This window comes from Arthrobacter sp. GQ119 (assembly GCF_059759125.1).
The window spans coordinates 61,196-78,990 of sequence record NZ_JCAXEA010000008.1; the positions used below are offsets into that span (position 1 = coordinate 61,196).

Annotated in this window: 18 protein-coding genes; 14 read left to right on the forward strand and 4 right to left on the reverse strand. The window is 60.3% G+C overall.

The window, feature by feature from the left end:
• Positions 1–159: 159 nt before the first annotated feature.
• Complete coding sequence (locus AC6CH3_RS09265) at positions 160–762, forward strand: recombinase family protein (protein WP_498132155.1); 603 nt, start codon at positions 160–162, stop codon at positions 760–762.
• A 201-nt stretch (positions 763–963) separates the two neighbouring features.
• Here AC6CH3_RS09265 and AC6CH3_RS09270 read toward each other — a convergent pair whose 3' ends face one another.
• From AC6CH3_RS09270 to AC6CH3_RS09285, 4 genes are all read right to left on the reverse strand, one after another.
• Complete coding sequence (locus AC6CH3_RS09270) at positions 964–1,578, reverse strand: LOG family protein (RefSeq protein ID WP_498132156.1); 615 nt, start codon at positions 1,576–1,578, stop codon at positions 964–966.
• Between the two features lie 756 nt (positions 1,579–2,334).
• Positions 2,335–2,760, reverse strand: a complete 426-nt coding sequence (locus AC6CH3_RS09275) for an RbsD/FucU domain-containing protein (protein WP_498132157.1) — start codon at positions 2,758–2,760, stop codon at positions 2,335–2,337.
• Entirely contained in the window at positions 2,757–3,518 is a 762-nt protein-coding gene (locus AC6CH3_RS09280; RefSeq protein ID WP_498132158.1) for an SDR family NAD(P)-dependent oxidoreductase, read from the reverse strand. The genes AC6CH3_RS09275 and AC6CH3_RS09280 overlap by 4 nt, the downstream gene beginning before the upstream one ends.
• Positions 3,519–3,560: 42 nt before the next feature.
• The gene (locus tag AC6CH3_RS09285; RefSeq protein WP_498132159.1) at positions 3,561–4,934 is read right to left on the reverse strand and encodes an MFS transporter; all 1,374 of its coding nucleotides are present in this window, start codon (positions 4,932–4,934) and stop codon (positions 3,561–3,563) included.
• 256 nt (positions 4,935–5,190) lie between these two features.
• Here AC6CH3_RS09285 and AC6CH3_RS09290 point away from each other — a divergent pair, with 256 nt between their 5' ends.
• From AC6CH3_RS09290 to AC6CH3_RS09350, 13 genes are all read left to right on the forward strand, one after another.
• Entirely contained in the window at positions 5,191–6,477 is a 1,287-nt protein-coding gene (locus AC6CH3_RS09290; protein ID WP_498132160.1) for an ABC transporter substrate-binding protein, read from the forward strand.
• 3 nt (positions 6,478–6,480) lie between these two features.
• Positions 6,481–7,386, forward strand: coding sequence for a carbohydrate ABC transporter permease (locus AC6CH3_RS09295; RefSeq protein ID WP_498132161.1), 906 nt, complete (start codon positions 6,481–6,483; stop codon positions 7,384–7,386).
• Positions 7,383–8,264, forward strand: a complete 882-nt coding sequence (locus AC6CH3_RS09300) for a carbohydrate ABC transporter permease (RefSeq protein WP_498132162.1) — start codon at positions 7,383–7,385, stop codon at positions 8,262–8,264. Before AC6CH3_RS09295 ends, AC6CH3_RS09300 begins: the two co-directional genes overlap by 4 nt.
• A 160-nt stretch (positions 8,265–8,424) precedes the next feature.
• On the forward strand, positions 8,425–9,207 hold the full coding sequence (locus tag AC6CH3_RS09305; protein ID WP_498132163.1) for an IclR family transcriptional regulator: 783 nt from the start codon (positions 8,425–8,427) through the stop codon (positions 9,205–9,207).
• A complete protein-coding gene (locus tag AC6CH3_RS09310) occupies positions 9,204–9,746 on the forward strand; it encodes a gluconokinase (protein WP_498132164.1) in 543 nt (180 codons plus the stop codon). The genes AC6CH3_RS09305 and AC6CH3_RS09310 overlap by 4 nt, the downstream gene beginning before the upstream one ends.
• A gap of 313 nt (positions 9,747–10,059) precedes the next feature.
• Positions 10,060–11,097: a LacI family DNA-binding transcriptional regulator gene (locus tag AC6CH3_RS09315; RefSeq protein WP_498132165.1), complete on the forward strand. Its 1,038-nt coding sequence runs from the start codon at positions 10,060–10,062 to the stop codon at positions 11,095–11,097.
• The gene (locus AC6CH3_RS09320) at positions 11,097–12,059 is read left to right on the forward strand and encodes a carbohydrate ABC transporter permease (protein ID WP_498132166.1); all 963 of its coding nucleotides are present in this window, start codon (positions 11,097–11,099) and stop codon (positions 12,057–12,059) included. Before AC6CH3_RS09315 ends, AC6CH3_RS09320 begins: the two co-directional genes overlap by 1 nt.
• Positions 12,056–12,934, forward strand: coding sequence for a carbohydrate ABC transporter permease (locus AC6CH3_RS09325; protein ID WP_498132167.1), 879 nt, complete (start codon positions 12,056–12,058; stop codon positions 12,932–12,934). Before AC6CH3_RS09320 ends, AC6CH3_RS09325 begins: the two co-directional genes overlap by 4 nt.
• Before the next feature lie 51 nt (positions 12,935–12,985).
• Entirely contained in the window at positions 12,986–14,257 is a 1,272-nt protein-coding gene (locus AC6CH3_RS09330) for an ABC transporter substrate-binding protein (protein ID WP_498132168.1), read from the forward strand.
• A 93-nt stretch (positions 14,258–14,350) separates the two neighbouring features.
• Positions 14,351–15,517, forward strand: coding sequence for an ADP-ribosylglycohydrolase family protein (locus tag AC6CH3_RS09335; protein ID WP_498132169.1), 1,167 nt, complete (start codon positions 14,351–14,353; stop codon positions 15,515–15,517).
• A 17-nt stretch (positions 15,518–15,534) separates the two neighbouring features.
• Positions 15,535–15,822, forward strand: coding sequence for an ROK family protein (locus tag AC6CH3_RS09340; protein ID WP_498132278.1), 288 nt, complete (start codon positions 15,535–15,537; stop codon positions 15,820–15,822).
• A 62-nt stretch (positions 15,823–15,884) separates the two neighbouring features.
• Positions 15,885–16,979, forward strand: a complete 1,095-nt coding sequence (locus AC6CH3_RS09345; RefSeq protein ID WP_498132170.1) for a Gfo/Idh/MocA family protein — start codon at positions 15,885–15,887, stop codon at positions 16,977–16,979.
• 1 nt (position 16,980) lies between these two features.
• The gene (locus AC6CH3_RS09350) at positions 16,981–17,733 is read left to right on the forward strand and encodes a ThuA domain-containing protein (protein ID WP_498132171.1); all 753 of its coding nucleotides are present in this window, start codon (positions 16,981–16,983) and stop codon (positions 17,731–17,733) included.
• Positions 17,734–17,795: the final 62 nt, after the last annotated feature.

Here is a 17,795-nt window from a genome sequence, read left to right on the forward strand (position 1 = left end):
AAAGTAACCCAAGAATTGGCCGCCTGCCGCCAACCTGGAGAACTTTTCCGGCTCCGAGCGAACTACACCCCAACCTGACAAGGTTCCGGGCCCGTCTTGACTTCTTTTTGAGATGAGCCTAGAAGTCAACCTGACGGGTTCAGGGATTGGAGGCAACGGGTGGCCGGACAGCGGATCGGGTACGTGCGCGTAAGCACGCTGGACCAGAACGAGAAACGTCAACTCGAGGGCCAGGTTTTGGACCGGGTTTTCACAGACAAGGCTTCTGGCAGGGACACCGCCAGGCCAGAACTGGTCGAGCTGTTGCGGTTCGCTCGAGATGGGGACACCGTAGTGGTGCACAGCATGGACCGGCTGGCCCGCAACCTCGATGACCTGCGTGCCCTCGTCCAGGGCCTCACCCGTAAGGGAGTTCGCGTGGAATTCGTCAAAGAAAGCCTGGTCTTCACGGGTGAGGACTCCCCCATGGCCAACCTCATGCTCTCCGTCATGGGTGCGTTTGCCGAATTCGAACGGTCCCTCATTAGGGAACGCCAAAGGGAAGGTATCGCTCTGGCCAAGCAGCGCGGTGCGTACAAAGGCCGGAAAAAGACACTCACACCGGAACGTGAGGCCGAGCTGGTCCAGCGCGCCGGCAGCGGCGTTTCGAAAGTCGTTCTTGCCCGTGAGTATGGGATCAGCAGGGAGACGGTCTACCAGTACCTGCGCCAAGCCAGGCCAGTGGGAAGCTCCTCCGCTCCCGCGCCAAGTCTCTTGCCTTAGCTTACGGAATATCCGTTATCGGCCTTTGAAAACGGGCGGGGGAGAAGTCTCAGAAGTTCCCTTTCCAAGTGGCCGCCACGGCTGCCCAAGCACTATTGCGGGCGACAACGACTCACCTCGTGCTAGCGGTAGGGACAGGCAACGGGTGCGCCGTTGAGCACTTGAGCTTTGGCGACACAGAGGCCGGAGCCCAGTAGTTGCTCATGCTTCGGCTAGTTCTTTCGGCTTCGAGGTGATCCACTTTTTGGGTGGTGCGACATAGCCGGTAAACGCGTTGAGGATAGGCTCGATTTCCTTTTCGAAGATCAACATCTGGGCGTATTCGGGTTTCATAAAGCCTTCGTCGACCATGCGGTTGGCGAAGTCGCGGAGCGGAGTGTAGAAATCGCGCGTATTCAGGAATGCGCATGGCTTCTGATGAAAACCCAACTGCGCCCACGTCCATTGCTCGGCGATCTCCTCCAGGGTGCCGGCCCCACCCGGAAGGGCAAGAAAGGCATCCGAAAGTTCAGCCATGACGGCTTTGCGCTCATGAATGGTCTCCACCACATGCATCTTGGACAGATCATTGTGGCCGATCTCGCCCTCAATGAGAGCACGAGGCATAACACCGACCACCCGCCCGCCTGCTTCAAGGGCCGCATCGGCAATGGCGCCCATCAGCCCGACCGCTCCCCCGCCATAGACGATCGTCACGTCATTCTCAACAAGTTTGCGGGCTACTTCCCGTGCAACATTGAGGTACTCCGGGTCGGCTCCGGCGGAGGAACCGCAAAAGATGGCTATGCTTCGGGCAGTTTCGGGGCTGGAGCTCATTTGCCAGTCACCTTTCTAAGGGGATCCTTGTCCGCGTCGAGTCTCCTGGCCGGTGCCGTAGGGAGAGCATGTGCCTGCCAGTAGTGTAGGTACGATGATGACCCCCAGCAAAAGAACTAATGGGAGCGTAAGTGACCAGCCCAGGGCGTTCACTTCCTAGGAAATGAGACAGCGCCAGTGTTTCGCGCTTTCTAAGTAATGCTGCATGTGGTTGTCAACCTGATTCGGGAGATCCAGACCATTGATCAAGTTCCTGGGTCGTTCCGAACGGGATGGTTTCGGACAAGGCCACTGTGTAGTGATCGTGACGATGCCTTGTGATAAGGATTCCGTGCGTCTTTGTGCGCGGGGCGAGTTGCTGGAGTTGTCGGACTGCTTTTTCGAGCTGTTCTTCAAGGTCGTGCCGGCTGGTGGCTCGGATTTCCCATTCAGTGAAGGACGACATTATGACCTTTCAATTTGGCTCCTCGAGTCTTGGCTTGCGCGTCAGTTGGCCTGCCGAGCGCAAGTGGTCCGGATTCCTGCAATTGGCGGGGCGTCAGGAGACACCGACTGGATAGACAATCCCGTCACGGGAGCTGCCTTCATTGGGAGAACACGCGAAATACCAGTGTCGGCCACAGCAGCCACCACCTGTGGCCGGCACGATCACCCTGTCGCTCATAACTGCAGAGCGACGGGGAGCCTAGAAAGTGTTGGTGCATGCCCGACCGGAGAAACTATTCCTGGCTATGGGCGTCGAACATGCACTCATGTTTAGCCCTTATTGAGTACACCGACGGTCAGAAGCGCGTTCGCGAACCGCCGTGAATCGCCCGTCACGACGCACAAGGCAAGGTTCTGTGACCTGGCGAGGTCATAGAATTCGAATCGGTCAACGAACTCCGTTTCGGTGCCTTCGGGCATTAGGTCATCGATTTCTGTATGGACGAGGCAGGGCGTTGCGTCCGCGGAGGGCGTGATCCGCGTTAGCTTTTCGACACGGACCGTACCCAGGACGGCGCGTAGGACCTGGGGCACAGTCGGAAAGTCCGCCTCCAGGTTCAGGTACACGGTTTCTGCATTTGGGCCGACAGCGGTCGCTGCTGAATAGTGGCCGTCTGTGATCAGGACGGTGGCGCCGTGGCCGGCGGCAGCCAGCGCGGAGATGATGCGTGGATGCGTCAGTCGTCCGGTGATCATGCGAAGTACTGGCCGCCGTTGATGTCGACAACGGTGCCCGTGATGAAGCGTGCGTGCTCGGACGCAAGCCACAACGCTGCGCCTGCGACGTCTTCGGGAACTCCGGCCCGTCCGAGCGGGATTGTCTCGATCGTAGCGGCTTTGGACTCCGCGGTGGTGAAGGTGTCGTGGAAGGGTGTCGCTTCGATGAAGCCAGGGGCCAGGGCATTGACGGTGATTCCGGACGCGGCCAGTTCCTTTGAAAGCCCTCGGGTGAAGCCAAAGATGGCGGCCTTGGACGTCGCGTACGCTGTTGCCCCGGCGTGTCCGCCGTTGCGTCCGGCCAGCGACGCGACGTTGATAACCCGGCCACCACCGTTGATCAGTGGCACGGCGAAGTGGGTCATCAGGAAGGTGCTGTCCAGGTTGACGGCCAGGACCTGCTTCCAGAGTTTGAAGTCCATCTCGCCGATGGCAGATCGCTGGATGAGCCCACCGACGTTGTTGACAAGAATGTCCAGCCGTCCAAAATCGCGGCCGAGGGCCTCGACTGTCCTTTGGACTTCCGTTTCGATGGTCGCGTCCAGCTGCAGGGAGGTCAGGGGGTGTCCGGAGTGGTGTTCGACTTCATCGGCGAAATCCTGGTCGGGTTTGTGGCTGTTGTATGTGATGGCGGTTCTGGCTCCGGCTTTGGCAAGGGCCAGGGCGATGCCTTGGCCGATGCCGGTGCCGCCGCCTGTAACCAGAGCGGTCTTTCCACGCAGTGACTGTTCAAACACGATGATTTGTTCCTTTCATGCGAGCCGGTTCTCCGGCTGCGACTAATGGGTTTTGGCTAGTTCTGCTGCTGCGACAGCGCTGGGAGTGGCTGTACCTTCGGGCCGGTTCCGTGCGTAGAGGAACGTGGCGATCGCGGTGATGACCAGGCAGGCAGCGAGGAAGAGCAGGCCGGCAAGGTTGCTGTGTGTGGCGTCGTTGAGCAGCCCGACGGCGTAGGGGGCTACGAAGCCTCCGACGTTTCCGATGGAGTTGACCAGCGCCAGGCCGGCTGCGGCGGCGGCGCCGCCCAAGGCGGCCGATGGCATGGACAGGAGGGGCGCGGTTGCTGAGAAGACGCCCGTGGCGGCGATCGTGAGGAATACCAGTGCTGCGACAGGGTTGATCGGGAGGAGGAACGCGGCCCCGGTCAGCCCGAATGCTGCGATGAGCATGCTGATGCTGGCGTGGGCTGCGCGTTTGCCGGTCCGGTCGGAACGGCGGCTCCAGTAGAAGACGAAGAACGTTGCTGCCGCGTAGGGTATGACGACGATGAAGCCCACTTGTGCGGGGTCGAGTCTGCCTAGTCCGGCGACCACGGTGGGGAGCCACAAACCAAAGCCGTAGATGCCGCAGACCATGCCGAAGTTAAGGAACGCGTACACGAGGGCGCGGCGGTCTTTCAGCCCGTCCAGGAAGCTGTGCGATCCGCTGCGCTGTTTCTCCGCCAGTTCGTTGGCCATGGTCGTGCTTAGCCAGTTGCGTTCGTCCGCTTTGAGCCAGTGGGCCTCTTCCGGGCGGTCGGTCAGCAGTCGTGGGGCCATGAACCCCAGAATGATGGCCGGGATGCCTTCGATGATGTAGAGCCACTGCCATCCGTGGAGGCCCATTAGCCCGTCCAGGTTCAGCAGCAATCCCGACAGGGGGGCGCCGATGGCGTTGGAGACCGGCTGGGCCAGGATGAACAGTCCGAGGACGGTGACCCGCTGTGCCGCGGGGAACCACAAGGTGAGGTAGAAGACGACGGCGGGAAAGAAGCCGGCTTCGGCGGCTCCGAGCAGGAAACGGATCACGTAGAACGTCGTCTCACCGTTGACCAGCGCCATGGCGGTGGCGCAGATGCCCCAGCTGACCAGGATCCGGGCGAGCCACTTCCTCGCCCCGAATTTGTACATGCCGCCATTGCTGGGGACTTCGAACAGGGCATACCCGATGAAGAAGATGCCGGCTCCGAGGCCGTAGGCGGTGGCGGTCAGGCCGATGTCTTCGCTCATGGTCAGTTTCGCGAAACCGACATTGTTTCGGTCCAGAAATGCGATGAAGTACAGAAGGCAGATGACCGGGATGATCCGGCGGCGCACCTTGGCCAGGGTCCGGTCGCCGAGCTCCCCGAAAGTGGGTTGGGCAGGGCGCTGCCGGGCTGAAATTAGCGTTTTCATCAAGGCTCCTTTGGCTTAATTCATTGTTGTCGCCGCATCCGTCCGTGGCGACACATCGAATCCATTGCATCCATGGTGCAACATATGCACCGCATGTGCAACGTATGGCACTCGTGCGGCCTTCCGAGCGCCCCCTCAGCAAGACATTTTAGATTTTCGTTGACAGTACTGCCGCATGGCTTTATGTTTTTTGCACAGACGGTGCATATGTTGCACCGGACTTCGGGACAACAAAGAGATCAAGGAAGATCGCGTGATGCGCAGACGTAGTTTTTTGGTGCTTGCCACCGGCTCACTGGCAGCGGCAGGGTTGGCGGGGTGCTCGTCACAGGCTCCTTCAGGTGACCGCGAGGCCACCTTGAAGGTTTGGAACCCCCAGGACAATTGGCGTAAGACGACGAAGTTCTATGACGCCAGGGTTCAGGCGTTCAAGGAGAAGTACCCCAAGGTCAGAGTCGAGTATGTCGACATTCCGTACGGACAGTACGAGGCCCGGTACACGGCAGGATTCAGCAGCTCCTCGGATGCGCCGGACATCTTCATGGGCCAGGTCTCCTACTACGGAGGCGGGCTCGGAGTGGCTGCCGTGGCCCCTGACGACCTTCAGAAATCGTGGGAGGAGAAGCTCAACACCGTCACCCGGGATAACTTCAAAGTCGAGGGCAAATGGGCGGGGTATCCCGTGAGCACCGATCTGGGCATGCAGCTGTACTACAACGTCGACCACTATGCCGCGGCCGGCCTCAACCCCGATTCGCCGCCTAAATCCTTCGAGGAGCTTCGCCAGTACGCCGCCAAGCTCGTCAAGAAGGACGGCGAGAAGATCGTCCGGAACGGACTCTCACTGCGTTACTCCGGAAACCCGACAGGTATCGCCGACAAGGCCCTGCCCTACATCCATGCCTTCGGCGGCCGGCTTTACGCCGAAGACCACACCACGGCAGACGGCCACCTCAACGGAGAAGGGACCGTGGCCGGCATCCGGTTCATGCAGGACCTGGTGAAGAAGGAGCGCGTCTCCAGCCTGGAACTCGGAAGCCCTGATGACACCTTCGCCCAAGGCGCGTCTTCCATGACACTTCGGGAAGGCTGGTACGAGGGCTGGCTGAAACAAAACGCCCCCGGCGTGAAGTTCGCAGTGGTGCCCTACCCCGAGGGCCCCAAGGGATACCCCAAGGTATCCCTGCTGTTCAACTGGGCATGGATGGTCAATGACCGCTCAAACAACAAGGACCTCGCCTGGGAATGGATGAGAACCGTTTCGAACCCCTCGACCGACCTTGAACTGGCGAAGCTCGAAGGCTACCTGCCCGTATGGACCGAAAACTTCTCCGACCCCTACGTCACCGCACGCACCGACTACCAGGCAGTAAAAAAGCAAATGGCAGAAGGCCCCGGCCCGGTATACAACGCACCGTACACAAACCAGATTGCGATAACCGTCGGCAGCGCCATCGAGGCATGCCTTCAGGGCGCCGACGTCCAAAAGACACTGGACGGGGTCGTTTCGCAGGTCGACGAACTCCTGGAACGCGGACGGTAACCGATGAGCGCTCCCGCCCTCAGGCCAAAGGGCCTGAACAGCTCGCTGCACACACGGCGCGCCTACACCTTCCTCGCCCCGGCACTGTTCTTCGTCCTGGTGCTGTTCATCATCCCCCTCGGCTACAACATTCTCATCAGCTTCTTTGACTGGTCCGCGGTGGGCCGCAAAGAGTTCAACGGACTCGAAAACTACATCAAAGTCCTCGGCAGCGAACGGTTCCTCAATGCCGCTGGAAACACCATGTACTTCACCGCGCTGGCGGTTCCGATCGGCGTGGCCCTCTCCCTTGTGGTCGCGCTGGGCTTCAACACCCTGCTCATCACGAAAGTGACCGGATTCATCCGGGCCCTATACTTCGCCCCCGTCGTCGCGTCGCTGACCGCTGTCGCCTTCGTCTGGCTGTGGATCTTCAACCCCGCATACGGCCTGGCCAACGACGTCCTCGGAATCTTCGGCATCGGACCCCAGCCGTGGCTGACCGACGAATCCCAGGCAATACCCTCCCTCGCAATCATGTACGTGTGGGCACGGCTGGGATTCAACGTGATCATCCTGCTCGCAGGGCTGCAGGCTATCGACCGCTCCTACTACGAAGCTGCCCGGATCGACGGAGCAGGCCCGCTGAGGATGTTCTGGTCCATCACCTTGCCGCTGTTGAACCGCCAGCTCGTCCTCGTCATCAGCGTCGAAGTCATGAACGCGATCAAGCTTTTCGAGCTGCCGTTCGTGGCCACAAAGGGAGGCCCTGTTGGTTCCACACGCTCCATCGTGATGGAAATCTACGAACTCGCGTTCCGCGCCGACAGATGGGGAGAAGCAGCCGTCTACGTCATCTTCCTGTTCGTTTTCCTGCTCGTCGTTACCGGCCTAATCCGGAAACTCTTCACAAGGGACATATCGGAATGACCACCACGACAACCCGCCCGGAGAAGACCAGAGCCCAGCAGGCAGTCCTCCGCGGTCCCCGCTTCCACTGGGGCGCACTGCTGATCAAGACAGCACTCATCCTGGGCGGCTGCGCCCTGCTGGTGCCGCTGGCCTGGGTTGCGCTGTCCTCACTGAAGCGGCCGGACGAGATCCTGCAGCTTCCCGTGAAGTGGCTTCCTGAGAACTTCTTCAACTTCAACAACTACGTGCAACTCTTCGCTCAATACGACTTCGGCCGCTACATGGCCAACTCGTTTCTGGTCACGGGAATCGGCATTCTCACCAGTCTCGCCATAGCCCTCCTTGCCGCCTATGCCTTCGCCTACTACCAGTTCCGTTTCAAGGAGCCAATCTTCCTGCTGGTACTGGCGCTGTTCATGGTCCCCCAAGAGGCACTGGTGATCCCCATGTTCCTCATGGTCTCCGGAGCCGGCCTGAACAACACCTACATCGGCATGGCGTTCCCTGACCTATTCACGGTCCTAGGGGTCTACCTGCTGCGGCAATTCATGGAGGGAATCCCCTACAGCTACGTCGAGGCCGCCCGCATGGACGGCGCGCGTGAGTTCAAGATCCTCACCCGCGTGATCACCCCCATGGTGGCACCTGCCATCGTCGTTTTCGTCATCATCAAGTTCATGTTTACCTGGAACACCTTCCTGTGGCCCATGCTGATCGCCCAGGACGAGAACATGTACACCGTCACCGTCGGACTGGTTAACTTCGCCGGCTCCGAGTTCAACCAATGGAACCTCATCAACGCAGCAACCATGATCAGCATGATTCCCACCATCGTGCTCTTCATCACCCTGCAGCGTTATCTGGTCCGCGGAGTCGCCATGAGCGGCATGAAATAAGAAAAGTCAGGGTGCCGGCGGCCAAATGCCGCCGGCACCCTAACAAAGCCATCCGACACCACGACCGCTCACCCACCGGGTGTCTAAACTGAGAAGGCCGGATCAGCTGCTGAGCGGTAGTCACGAAACGACCATCAAAACCACAGGATCGAGCAGAACCATGTCGCAGACGGTAGCCCGCGCTATCCAGATTCTGGAGTACTGCAGTGAACACCCGCGGACCCTGAAAGACATCGCCGCAGACCTCGGCGTCCACCGCACCACAGCGTCCAGAATCCTGCAGACCATGATCGAAGCCGGCTTCGTGCGGACCGATGAGCGCGGCAACTTCGGCGTCGGCTTCAGGCTCGCCGGCCTGGCACAGTCCGCACTGGAACAGTTCGATCTCCGCTCCGTCGTCCACCCCCACATCGTGCGCCTCAGCGAACACCTCGGCCACACCGTTCAGTTCGCGGTCCCGGAAGCCAACCACATTGTCTACGTCGATAAAGTCGAACCCGAACAAGCCATCAGCCTTAACACCAGAATCGGCGGATTCGTCGTCATCCACACCGCCGGCGTCAGCAAAGCCATACTCGCCTTCATCGATGACCAACGCCGCGAATCCATCCTGGACAATGCCACCTTCGAACAACGGACGCCAAATTCCATCACCTCCAGAAATGAATTCGTGAAGCGCCTCGAAACTGTCCGCGCACGAGGGTGGGCTGAGGACAACGGCGAGTTCGACATCATCTCGAACTGCATCGCCGCACCCGTATGGGATCACGCAGACCGCGTGGCAGGTGCGATATCAATTACAACCTTCCGAGAGAAGACCGGCCTGGAAGAACTCCGACGAAGCGTTCCGGACCTCCTGGCAACCACGATGTCCATCTCCCTCGAACTTGGCTGGAAGCCGAAGGGCGAGACCGCACCATCATGGGCAAAGGCAGTGGGATGACCGAACGAACGTCACCGGTGGCGGAAAAACTCCGCGTCGTTACCATGGGAGTCTCCGGGAGCGGAAAAAGCGTCGTCGGCCACATGCTCGCGGAAATCCTCCGCGCGGACTTCCTGGACGGCGATGACCTTCACCCGGCAGCCAACATCGAAAAAATGGCAGCGGGCCAAGCCCTCACCGACGCAGACCGCGGACCATGGCTCCGCCAAATCGGTTCCCGTCTGAACTCTGCACGAGGACCCGTCGTCATCGCATGCAGCGCACTAAAAAGGTCATACCGCGACATCATCAGGCAGGAAGCACCAGATACCCTCTTCATACATCTCACCGGAAGCCGAGAGGTGTTACACGCCAGAATGTCCCGCCGCGCAGAACACTTCATGCCCATAACGCTGCTTCAATCCCAGCTCGACACCATTGAACAGCTCGATGCTGATGAGAACGGCACGGACCTTGACATCTCAGAACCACCCGCCACCATCGCCGCGGCCGCGGCCCACTGGCTGGCTGACGGAAAGAACGGAACCTTCGCTATCTAAACGGTGAGAACAGCAACCGCAACCGACACCCAACTGCGCACACCCGGTGTCTAACCGTTCTCAAGCCACGCATGAGCCGACGCTCGACGGCGCCAAGAAGATTTTCTGACTAGCTCTCGACAGCGAAAGCGACATCACGTATCATTTTCACAACCCCTAGGAATTGTTGTAAACGTTTCCACGATCTCTTTGTAAACGTTTCCACGCACTGTCAGACAAACGACGAGTACGAGTCAAGAAGTAGGCGGCCTTCTGCCCACGGGTGGAAACGTTTACGACTCGATCTAATTCTTCAATCTCAACGGAGAGAAGCATGCAGGAAAAGCCAAACCTTCATCAGGTCGCGAAGTTGGCCGGTGTTTCCATTGCCTCAGCCTCGAGGGCTCTTACCGGTCAGTCAGCAAGTGCTGAGACGGTGAGAAAAGTACGTTCTGCGGCTAAGCAACTTGGTTATGTCCCGGATGCGACAGCGCGAACGCTGCGGTTAGGCGGAACGCGTCAGGTTGTATTCGCAGTGGATGACATCGGTAACCCCAATTACGTGGCCATGCTAAGGGCCATCGAGCGGGAGCTGGGCCATCGTGGGATCCGGCTGAGCGTCTCTGCTACGGGCCGGGAAATGAAGCAGACGCTTGATCTTGTGCGAAGCCTGAGCGTGGGCGTGGCCGATGGTCTCATTATCTCGCCCATCAGGGTAACCCCCGAACTCCGGCGGGCTCTTGAAGAGTGCGTTGTGCCGGTGGTTGTTATCGGATCACTGGATAAAGAGGTCGCCATTGACCGGGTCCGTGTCAACTCCACCAAAGCGGTGGAAATGGCCGTTGATCACCTTGTCGAAGCTGGGCGCCGGCACATCGCCTTCATTAACGGTCCGCTCGATACCAACCCGGGCGCTGCACGGCAGCTCGGGTTCGAGACAGCGGCTTCCAGCCACGGATTGTCGTACTCAACCGGGCAAATGATTTCTGCGGACGACTTTACGGCCGCGGCAGGCCTTGCTGCCGCCAACAAACTCCTGAAAAACATCAGAGGAGCAGGTGAACCGATCGACGCAATTGTCGCGGCGAACGACCTCATCGGCATAGGCGCCATCAGTGCCTGTGTGGGAGCCGGCCTTCAAGTCCCCACCGACGTCGCTGTAACCGGCATAGACGACACCGAGATTGCCGCCGTATTCAATCCTCCGCTGACAAGCGTGTCACTCAGAGCCGCCAAACGCGGCCGCCAGGCAGCGCAACTGTTGTTGAAAAGATTCGAGGATCCCTTCAGGGACCCAGAACTGCTGACAGTTGATCCCGTTCTTAGGGTCCGTGCATCCACCGTCCCACCCCAGCCAGAAGGAACATACTAATGCCGCTGGAATTGAAAGCACGCAGCGAAATCCCAAAAATCCCAAGCAAAAACCACGCGAAAGCGCGGACCCGTAAAGGCCGCAACGGTGCCCTGGGCGGAAACCGGGAAATGTGGATACTCCTCCTTCCCGCACTCATCCCGGTCCTCGTCCTAAGCGTGCTTCCTCTGGTCCAAGGCATCTTCCTCGGATTCACAGACGCTGAGGCCGGATTCAATAAGGCCATCTCGTTCAACGGGATAGACAACTACATCAAGCTCGCCAACAACGAGCTGTTCTGGTCCTCATTCCGGGTCGGCCTGACCTGGGCCTTTGCAGTCACCATCCTGCAGTTCCTGGCATCGTTCGGACTCGCGTTGATTCTCAACCTGAACCTGCGTTTCCAAGGCCTGGCCCGAACCTTGGCTCTTATCCCCTGGGCCATCCCTCCAGTCATCATCGCCATCATGTGGCGCCTGATGTACAACCCCACCGCAGGACCCATAGACCGAATCTTCCAAGCTGTTGGACTACCCGGCGGCATCAACTGGCTCGGCGACCCAAACCTCGCACTTCCGGCCGTCATCGTGGTCGGCGTCTGGGCGGGAATGCCGCAAACCACAATCACGCTCCTCGCCGGGCTGCAAAACGTCCCTGGGGATCTTCACGAAGCCGCGTCGTTGGATGGGGCGGGGACATGGAGGCGCTTGTTCAGCGTCACGCTTCCCTCGATGAAGCCGATCATCTTTGCGATAACGACCCTTGACTTCGTGTGGAACTTCAACCAGTTCGCTCTCGTCTACGTCCTCACCGCCGGAGGCCCAGGCGGACAAACTATGCTCCCAATGCTCTTCGCCTACAACGAAGCATTCAAATACGGCCACTTCGGCTACGCCTCAGCAATGGGCAACGTCATGGTCATCATCATCACCCTCATCCTGCTCTTCTACATCCGCCGCCAGGCCAAGGAGCGTGCGCTATGACCGTCTTGGAACGGCCACAGGCCCGGACATACTTGTCCCGAAAAAATCGCAAAGCTGCTACCAGATCCCTGCAGTACCTCGCGATGGTGGCATACATCGTCTTCCTCGGGTTCCCGCTGCTATTCCTAGTGACAGCAGCATTCAAAACCCCGCAGGAACTACAATCACTCACCAGCGGATTTTTCCCACAGTCACTGAACCTTGAAAACTTCGCCATCGCATTCGCAAAGACGAACCTGCTGGGCGCCATGTTCAACAGCATCATCGTCTCTGCCTGTTCCACCGCGATAGTCGTCCTCATCTCCATGCCCGCGGCGTATGCCCTTTCCCGTACAAAGTCGCGCATTCGAACGGTGTCCTCCATCTGGATCCTTCTAAGCCAGATGTTTCCGTTCATCCTGATCGTGATCCCACTCTTCCTGCTCATGACGAACCTCGGACTGGTCAACAGCCTCGTCGGCCTGGTGCTGGTCTACAGCGTTTGGTGCTTGCCCTTCGCCCTGTGGATGCTGCAGGGCCACATGGCCAGCATCCCGGTCGAACTCGAAGAAGCCGGCGCCATGGATGGAGCCTCACGGTTCCGCGTTCTGCGGCAAATCGTGCTTCCCCTGCTCGCACCAGGACTGATCGCCACCAGCCTGTTCTCCTTCATCACCGCCTACAGCGACTTCTTCTTCGCTCTCGTAACCCTCCGCACACCCGCCCTGCACACCCTCCCGCTGGCACTTGCGCGGTTCGTGGGAGCAGAAGGCATCGTTCAGCTCGGACCGCTTGCGGCCGGCTCGCTACTCGCCACCATCCCCAGCCTTCTCTTCTTCGCCTTCATTCAGCGCAAGCTCTCCTCGGGCCTGCTGAGCGGCGCCGTCAAGGGATAGGCAAATCTCCCCAACCAAAGTCCCGATTCACACTCGCCAACGAAGGCAACCATGAAAAAAACATTCGCTGGCGGCGCAGCTGCCGTCACTCTCGCCGCGCTCCTCACAGGATGTACGGGAGGCTCTGCGTCGTCCGACACAGTGGAGCTAACGTTCCAGAGCCTGGCCTTCCAAGAGGCAACTGTTCAAAAGACTGCCCAGATTGTTGAGGAATGGAACGCAGCTCACCCCAACATCAAGGTGAACATCATCCAGAGCAACTACGACGACGTCCATGACCAACTCGTAACCCAGTTCCAGAGCAACACCGCTCCCGATCTCATCTATGACGAGGCCTCAGACATCACCGGGTTCGCCCACCAGGGATACCTCGCCGATCTGTCCCCGCTGTTGTCGGACGAACTCAAAAACTCCATCTCGGACAACATGTGGGAGACCGTCACTACCGCCGATAAGGTAGTCGCCGTCCCAACCCTTGTGCAGTCCTACGTCGCCTTCGTGAACACCGACGCCCTCAACGCTGCCGGTGTCCCCATGCCCTCCGGTGACAGCCTGTCCTGGGAACAACTCCGTGATATTGCCAAGCAGCTCACTAAGGACGGCAAATACGGTGTCGGCTGGGGCCTTAAGCAGCCCGCGTCAGCCATGATGAACACCGCCCTGGGCTATGGGGGAACCTTCTTCGATGTAAAGGATGACGGTTCAGCGACCATTAACGTCGGTGACGGCGAGCTGGGTGTGCCCGAGAACATCCACGCGATGCTTTTCGACGACAAGTCCATGGACCCCACGGCAATAACACAGAGCACCTCGGATGCTATCCCGGGCTTCCTTGCGGGCAAATATGGCATTTACATGGGCGCGAGCTACCTTGCACAGCAACTTACCGAAGCAGCGCCGGAGGGTTTCAACTTCACCGTCATGCCACCACTGGCCGGTGATAAGGGCATCGAACAAGCAGCAAACCCTCAGACGCTCTCCATCGCTGAACAGAGCGAGCACAAAGAAGAAGCGGCACAGTTCCTCGATTTCTACATGAACGCCGAGAATCAGGCAGCTCTTGCCCAGGCCGACTGGCTTCGCCCCGTTTCGTCCAAAGCCTTGACCGTCCTGGAACAGCAGACCGCGGACAAGCCCATCTGGAAGCCGCTGCTTAAAGCGGGCGAGGGCCTCGCCGCCGCCCCCTTCACCAAGACTCTGGACTACCCGCAGTGGAAGCTTCAGTACGCAACACCAGGGCTCCAGAAGTACTTCGCCGGAGAAATGTCGAAGGACGAGCTCGCACGATTCTGGACCGACGGATGGAAAACCATCACTGGCTAAAACAGCCGGTCAACAACAACAACAACCGGCATGCAGCGTGCGTGCCGCCCGCTCCCGGCCGGCAAGAGTCGGCCCTAGACAGAAGGAACTTACATGAACTGGATCCGTGAGCGAACCGCTGCTGTACTGGCAGGCTCAGCCATCGGAGACGCCATCGCCGGCGCAGCCGAAGGTTTCAGCCCCGAAGCCATCAACGAACGTTACAACGGCCCCATCACCGGCATCGTCCCCCCTTACTACGCCGAAAACTGGAAAACTGCCCGACCCGTCAGTCCGTACCACAAGGGCGATGGGCACATCACCGATGACACCCTCATGACCCAGGCCCTGATCCAGGTCTACGACAAGCACCGGGACCACCTGGACGCTTTCGCCATCGCGGAAACACTCGTCCCGCTGCTGCAGACGGAATTGCGCTGGATCCCGGAGCTGGAACGCGAGTCCATCCTTCTGCATCGCGTCTTCCTCGCAGAGAAATGGCTTGTGACCCGACTGCAGTACGGCCACGTGGACCCGCGAGAAGCAGGCGTGGGCAACGTCGTCAACTGTGGCGCAGCCATGTACATGGCTCCCGTGGGCATCGTGAACGCGGGAAATCCCCGGCGGGCATACATGGAAGCCATCGACATAGCCGGAGCACACCAGTCCAGCTACGGGCGTGAAGCGGCCGGAATCTTCGCAGCCGCGGTAGCAGCCTCGGTAACACCCGGAGCGACGGTGGGGTCAGTCGTTGACGCATCCCTTCGATATGCCCATGACGGATCCAAGGCAGCCATCGAAGCGGTTGTCCAAGCAGCGACGTCCATTCCGGAAGGCGCATCTGACAGAGAGATCGGGGTGATCCTGCGTGACGCGATCCGGCCCTTTGACACCGTTGGCGACAAGTACCGCGAACCCAACATGGACGCACGCCTGCCATCTCGCACAAAGGCAATTGAGGAGCTTCCGGTCGCCCTGGGACTCCTTGTGGCCTACAACGGCGACTTCCGGAAGACCATCCTTGGGGCCGCAAACTACGGCCGTGATTCCGACTCGATCGCCAGCATGGTCGGCTCCCTCGCAGGGGGTATCGGAGGCTGGGGAGCAGTAGCAACCGACTGGCTCGATTTCATCGCAGATGCCAGCCGCGTTGACTTCGATGCATATGCGGATCAGCTTGCCAACATTGCCCAAGAAATCTTCAAGAAGGACCTCGAGCGGGCGCACCAGGATGCAGCAGTCATTCAGGCGCTCGACCTGGAGCAGCCAGTACACAGCTAAAGCGTGCTCCGCAGGCCATCCAGGCGCTGCGCCAGGCGGGCCGCGACGTGGGCGGGGTGCTCGCCACGGTGGTGAACCTCCTCAATCGTTCGGTCATTGTGGTGGGCGGAAGTCTCGGCAAGGCCGGTGACCTGATGGCGGGCGTCCGCGAACTGGTCGACCGCCGGTCCCTGCCACTCGCCACCACATTACTTGCGCATCGGCCCGTCCATGACGGACGGGCCGTGCTAGGCGCCAGCCAGATGGTCACCCAGCACGTACTGTCCCCGACAGTTATCGAAGCCACGCTGCAAGCCACCGGCTAATCCTCGCGACACGTGCCGGGCAGCTGCAGTCTCAAACCCAAAGCGAAACGGAATCTTGAAAATTGAGCACGCAAAAGAACGAGCCCCTCAAGGTCGGCGTCGTCGGTATCGGCTGGGCCGGCCGGCAGCACATCAAGGCCTACAAGAACATCGACGGCGTGGAGCTCGTTGCTGTCGCCGCAATGGAGGAGGATCTGCTCGCCAGCATCAAGGACGAGTACAGCGTCCCCTACACGTACGCTCGCTGGGAGGACCTGATCGGACTTGAAGGGCTCGACGCCGTCAGCGTTGCGGTGCCGACCTTCCTGCACGCACCGATCGCCGTCGCAGCCCTGGAACGGGGGCTGCACGTACTGAGCGAAAAGCCTTTGGCGCGCAACGGCGAGGAAGGCCTGCAGATGGTGGAGGCCGCGCGGAAGGCCGGCCGCGTCCTGGACGTGGCCTTCAACCACCGCCGGCGAGGGGACATCCAAAAACTGAAAGGCATCATCGACGACGGCGAGCTCGGCCGGCCGTACTATGCCAAGGCCTCGTGGCTGCGCCGGCAGGGCATCCCCTTGCTGGGCAGCTGGTTCACCAACCCAGCTCTGGCTGGCGGAGGCCCGCTGGCAGACATCGGCGTCCACGTCCTGGACTACGCCCTCCACCTGCTGGGTGAACCCAAGGTTATCTCTGTCTCGGCGTCGACCCACTCGGAGCTGGGTCCCCGCGGCCTAGGCGGCAACGCCAGATACACCGCCGTGAAGTCCGCGCACAAGTTTGAGGTGGAGGACTTCGCCTCGGCGTTCATCCGCTTGGAAGGCGGCGGCACGCTGATCCTCGAAGCCGGCTGGGCAGCCTACCGGGACGAGGAGGACTTGATGGACTTCACGGTTTACGGCACCGACGGCGGCGCGGAACTCCGCGCCGTCGGAGCCTCCAAGGTCCCCGTCGCAGATGTCCGGATCTTCAAGGAGAAGGACGGCGAGAACGCCGACTATGTGGTGGTGGCTGAACCCGGCCGGGCTCACCAAGCCGTGGTGGAGGACTTCGTGGACGCCGTCCTCGGCGGCGAAACCGTCTGGGGCAGCCACGACGGCTCCCTCGCCCTGACCCGTGCCCTGGTGCTCGACGCCTGCTACAAATCCGCCCTCGAACAACGCGAAGTGAGGCTCTGAAATGACCGAAAAACTCAACATCCTGGTCTGGAACGAAGGCCTCCACGAGGCCCGCAACCAGCCCGCAACCATGGCCGAGATGTACCCGAGCGGCATGCACGGCGCCATCGCGGACGGACTCAGGGGCTTCTACCCGGATTCCCGCATCACCACAGCCACCCTCGCCGAGCCGGAGCACGGACTTTCGGAGGAAACCCTTGCCGCCACGGATGCGCTCCTCTGGTGGGGCCACCGGGCGCATGAGGAGGTCAGCGACGAGATCGTGGAACGGGTCCAGCGCCACGTCCTGGGCGGCATGGGCCTGGTGGTGCTGCACTCCGGGCACTTTGCGAAGATCTTCACCAGGCTGCTGGGCACCACCTGCTCACTGAAATGGCGCAACGAGGGCGAGCGGGAGCTCGTATGGACGGTGAAGCCCTCCCATCCGATCGCCGCCGGCGTGGAGAGCCCCATCGTCATCCCACAGCAGGAGATGTACGGCGAGCTTTTCGACATCCCCGAGCCCGACGACCTCATCTTCATCAGCTCCTTCGAAGGCGGCGAGGTGTTCCGCTCAGGCCTGACGTTTACGCGCGGGAAGGGCCGGATCTTCTACTTCAGCCCCGGCGACCAGGAGTACCCCGTGTACCACCAGCCGCAGATCCGGCAGGTCATCGCCAACGGTGTGGGGTGGGTGGCGCAGCCGGGCCGGTTCCGCGAGGGGCCGGGCGTCAACCACGTCCAGCGGAGCTGGTTCCTGAACACTCCTCGGTAACCATCCGCACCCCTGCTCGACATACCCTCCCGCTGGCCCTGGCACGGTTCCTGGGAGCAGAG

Excerpts from the sequence above, each read along its gene's own strand:
- AC6CH3_RS09270 (WP_498132156.1), bottom strand. The coding sequence starts at position 1,578 with ATGAGCTCCAGCCCCGAAACTGCCCGAAGCATAGCCATCTTTTGCGGT.
- AC6CH3_RS09275 (WP_498132157.1), bottom strand. The coding sequence starts at position 2,760 with ATGATCACCGGACGACTGACGCATCCACGCATCATCTCCGCGCTGGCT.
- AC6CH3_RS09285 (WP_498132159.1), bottom strand. The coding sequence starts at position 4,934 with ATGAAAACGCTAATTTCAGCCCGGCAGCGCCCTGCCCAACCCACTTTC.
- AC6CH3_RS09290 (WP_498132160.1), top strand. The coding sequence starts at position 5,191 with ATGCGCAGACGTAGTTTTTTGGTGCTTGCCACCGGCTCACTGGCAGCG.
- AC6CH3_RS09295 (WP_498132161.1), top strand. The coding sequence starts at position 6,481 with ATGAGCGCTCCCGCCCTCAGGCCAAAGGGCCTGAACAGCTCGCTGCAC.
- AC6CH3_RS09300 (WP_498132162.1), top strand. The coding sequence starts at position 7,383 with ATGACCACCACGACAACCCGCCCGGAGAAGACCAGAGCCCAGCAGGCA.
- AC6CH3_RS09305 (WP_498132163.1), top strand. The coding sequence starts at position 8,425 with ATGTCGCAGACGGTAGCCCGCGCTATCCAGATTCTGGAGTACTGCAGT.
- AC6CH3_RS09310 (WP_498132164.1), top strand. The coding sequence starts at position 9,204 with ATGACCGAACGAACGTCACCGGTGGCGGAAAAACTCCGCGTCGTTACC.
- AC6CH3_RS09315 (WP_498132165.1), top strand. The coding sequence starts at position 10,060 with ATGCAGGAAAAGCCAAACCTTCATCAGGTCGCGAAGTTGGCCGGTGTT.
- AC6CH3_RS09320 (WP_498132166.1), top strand. The coding sequence starts at position 11,097 with ATGCCGCTGGAATTGAAAGCACGCAGCGAAATCCCAAAAATCCCAAGC.
- AC6CH3_RS09325 (WP_498132167.1), top strand. The coding sequence starts at position 12,056 with ATGACCGTCTTGGAACGGCCACAGGCCCGGACATACTTGTCCCGAAAA.
- AC6CH3_RS09330 (WP_498132168.1), top strand. The coding sequence starts at position 12,986 with ATGAAAAAAACATTCGCTGGCGGCGCAGCTGCCGTCACTCTCGCCGCG.
- AC6CH3_RS09335 (WP_498132169.1), top strand. The coding sequence starts at position 14,351 with ATGAACTGGATCCGTGAGCGAACCGCTGCTGTACTGGCAGGCTCAGCC.
- AC6CH3_RS09350 (WP_498132171.1), top strand. The coding sequence starts at position 16,981 with ATGACCGAAAAACTCAACATCCTGGTCTGGAACGAAGGCCTCCACGAG.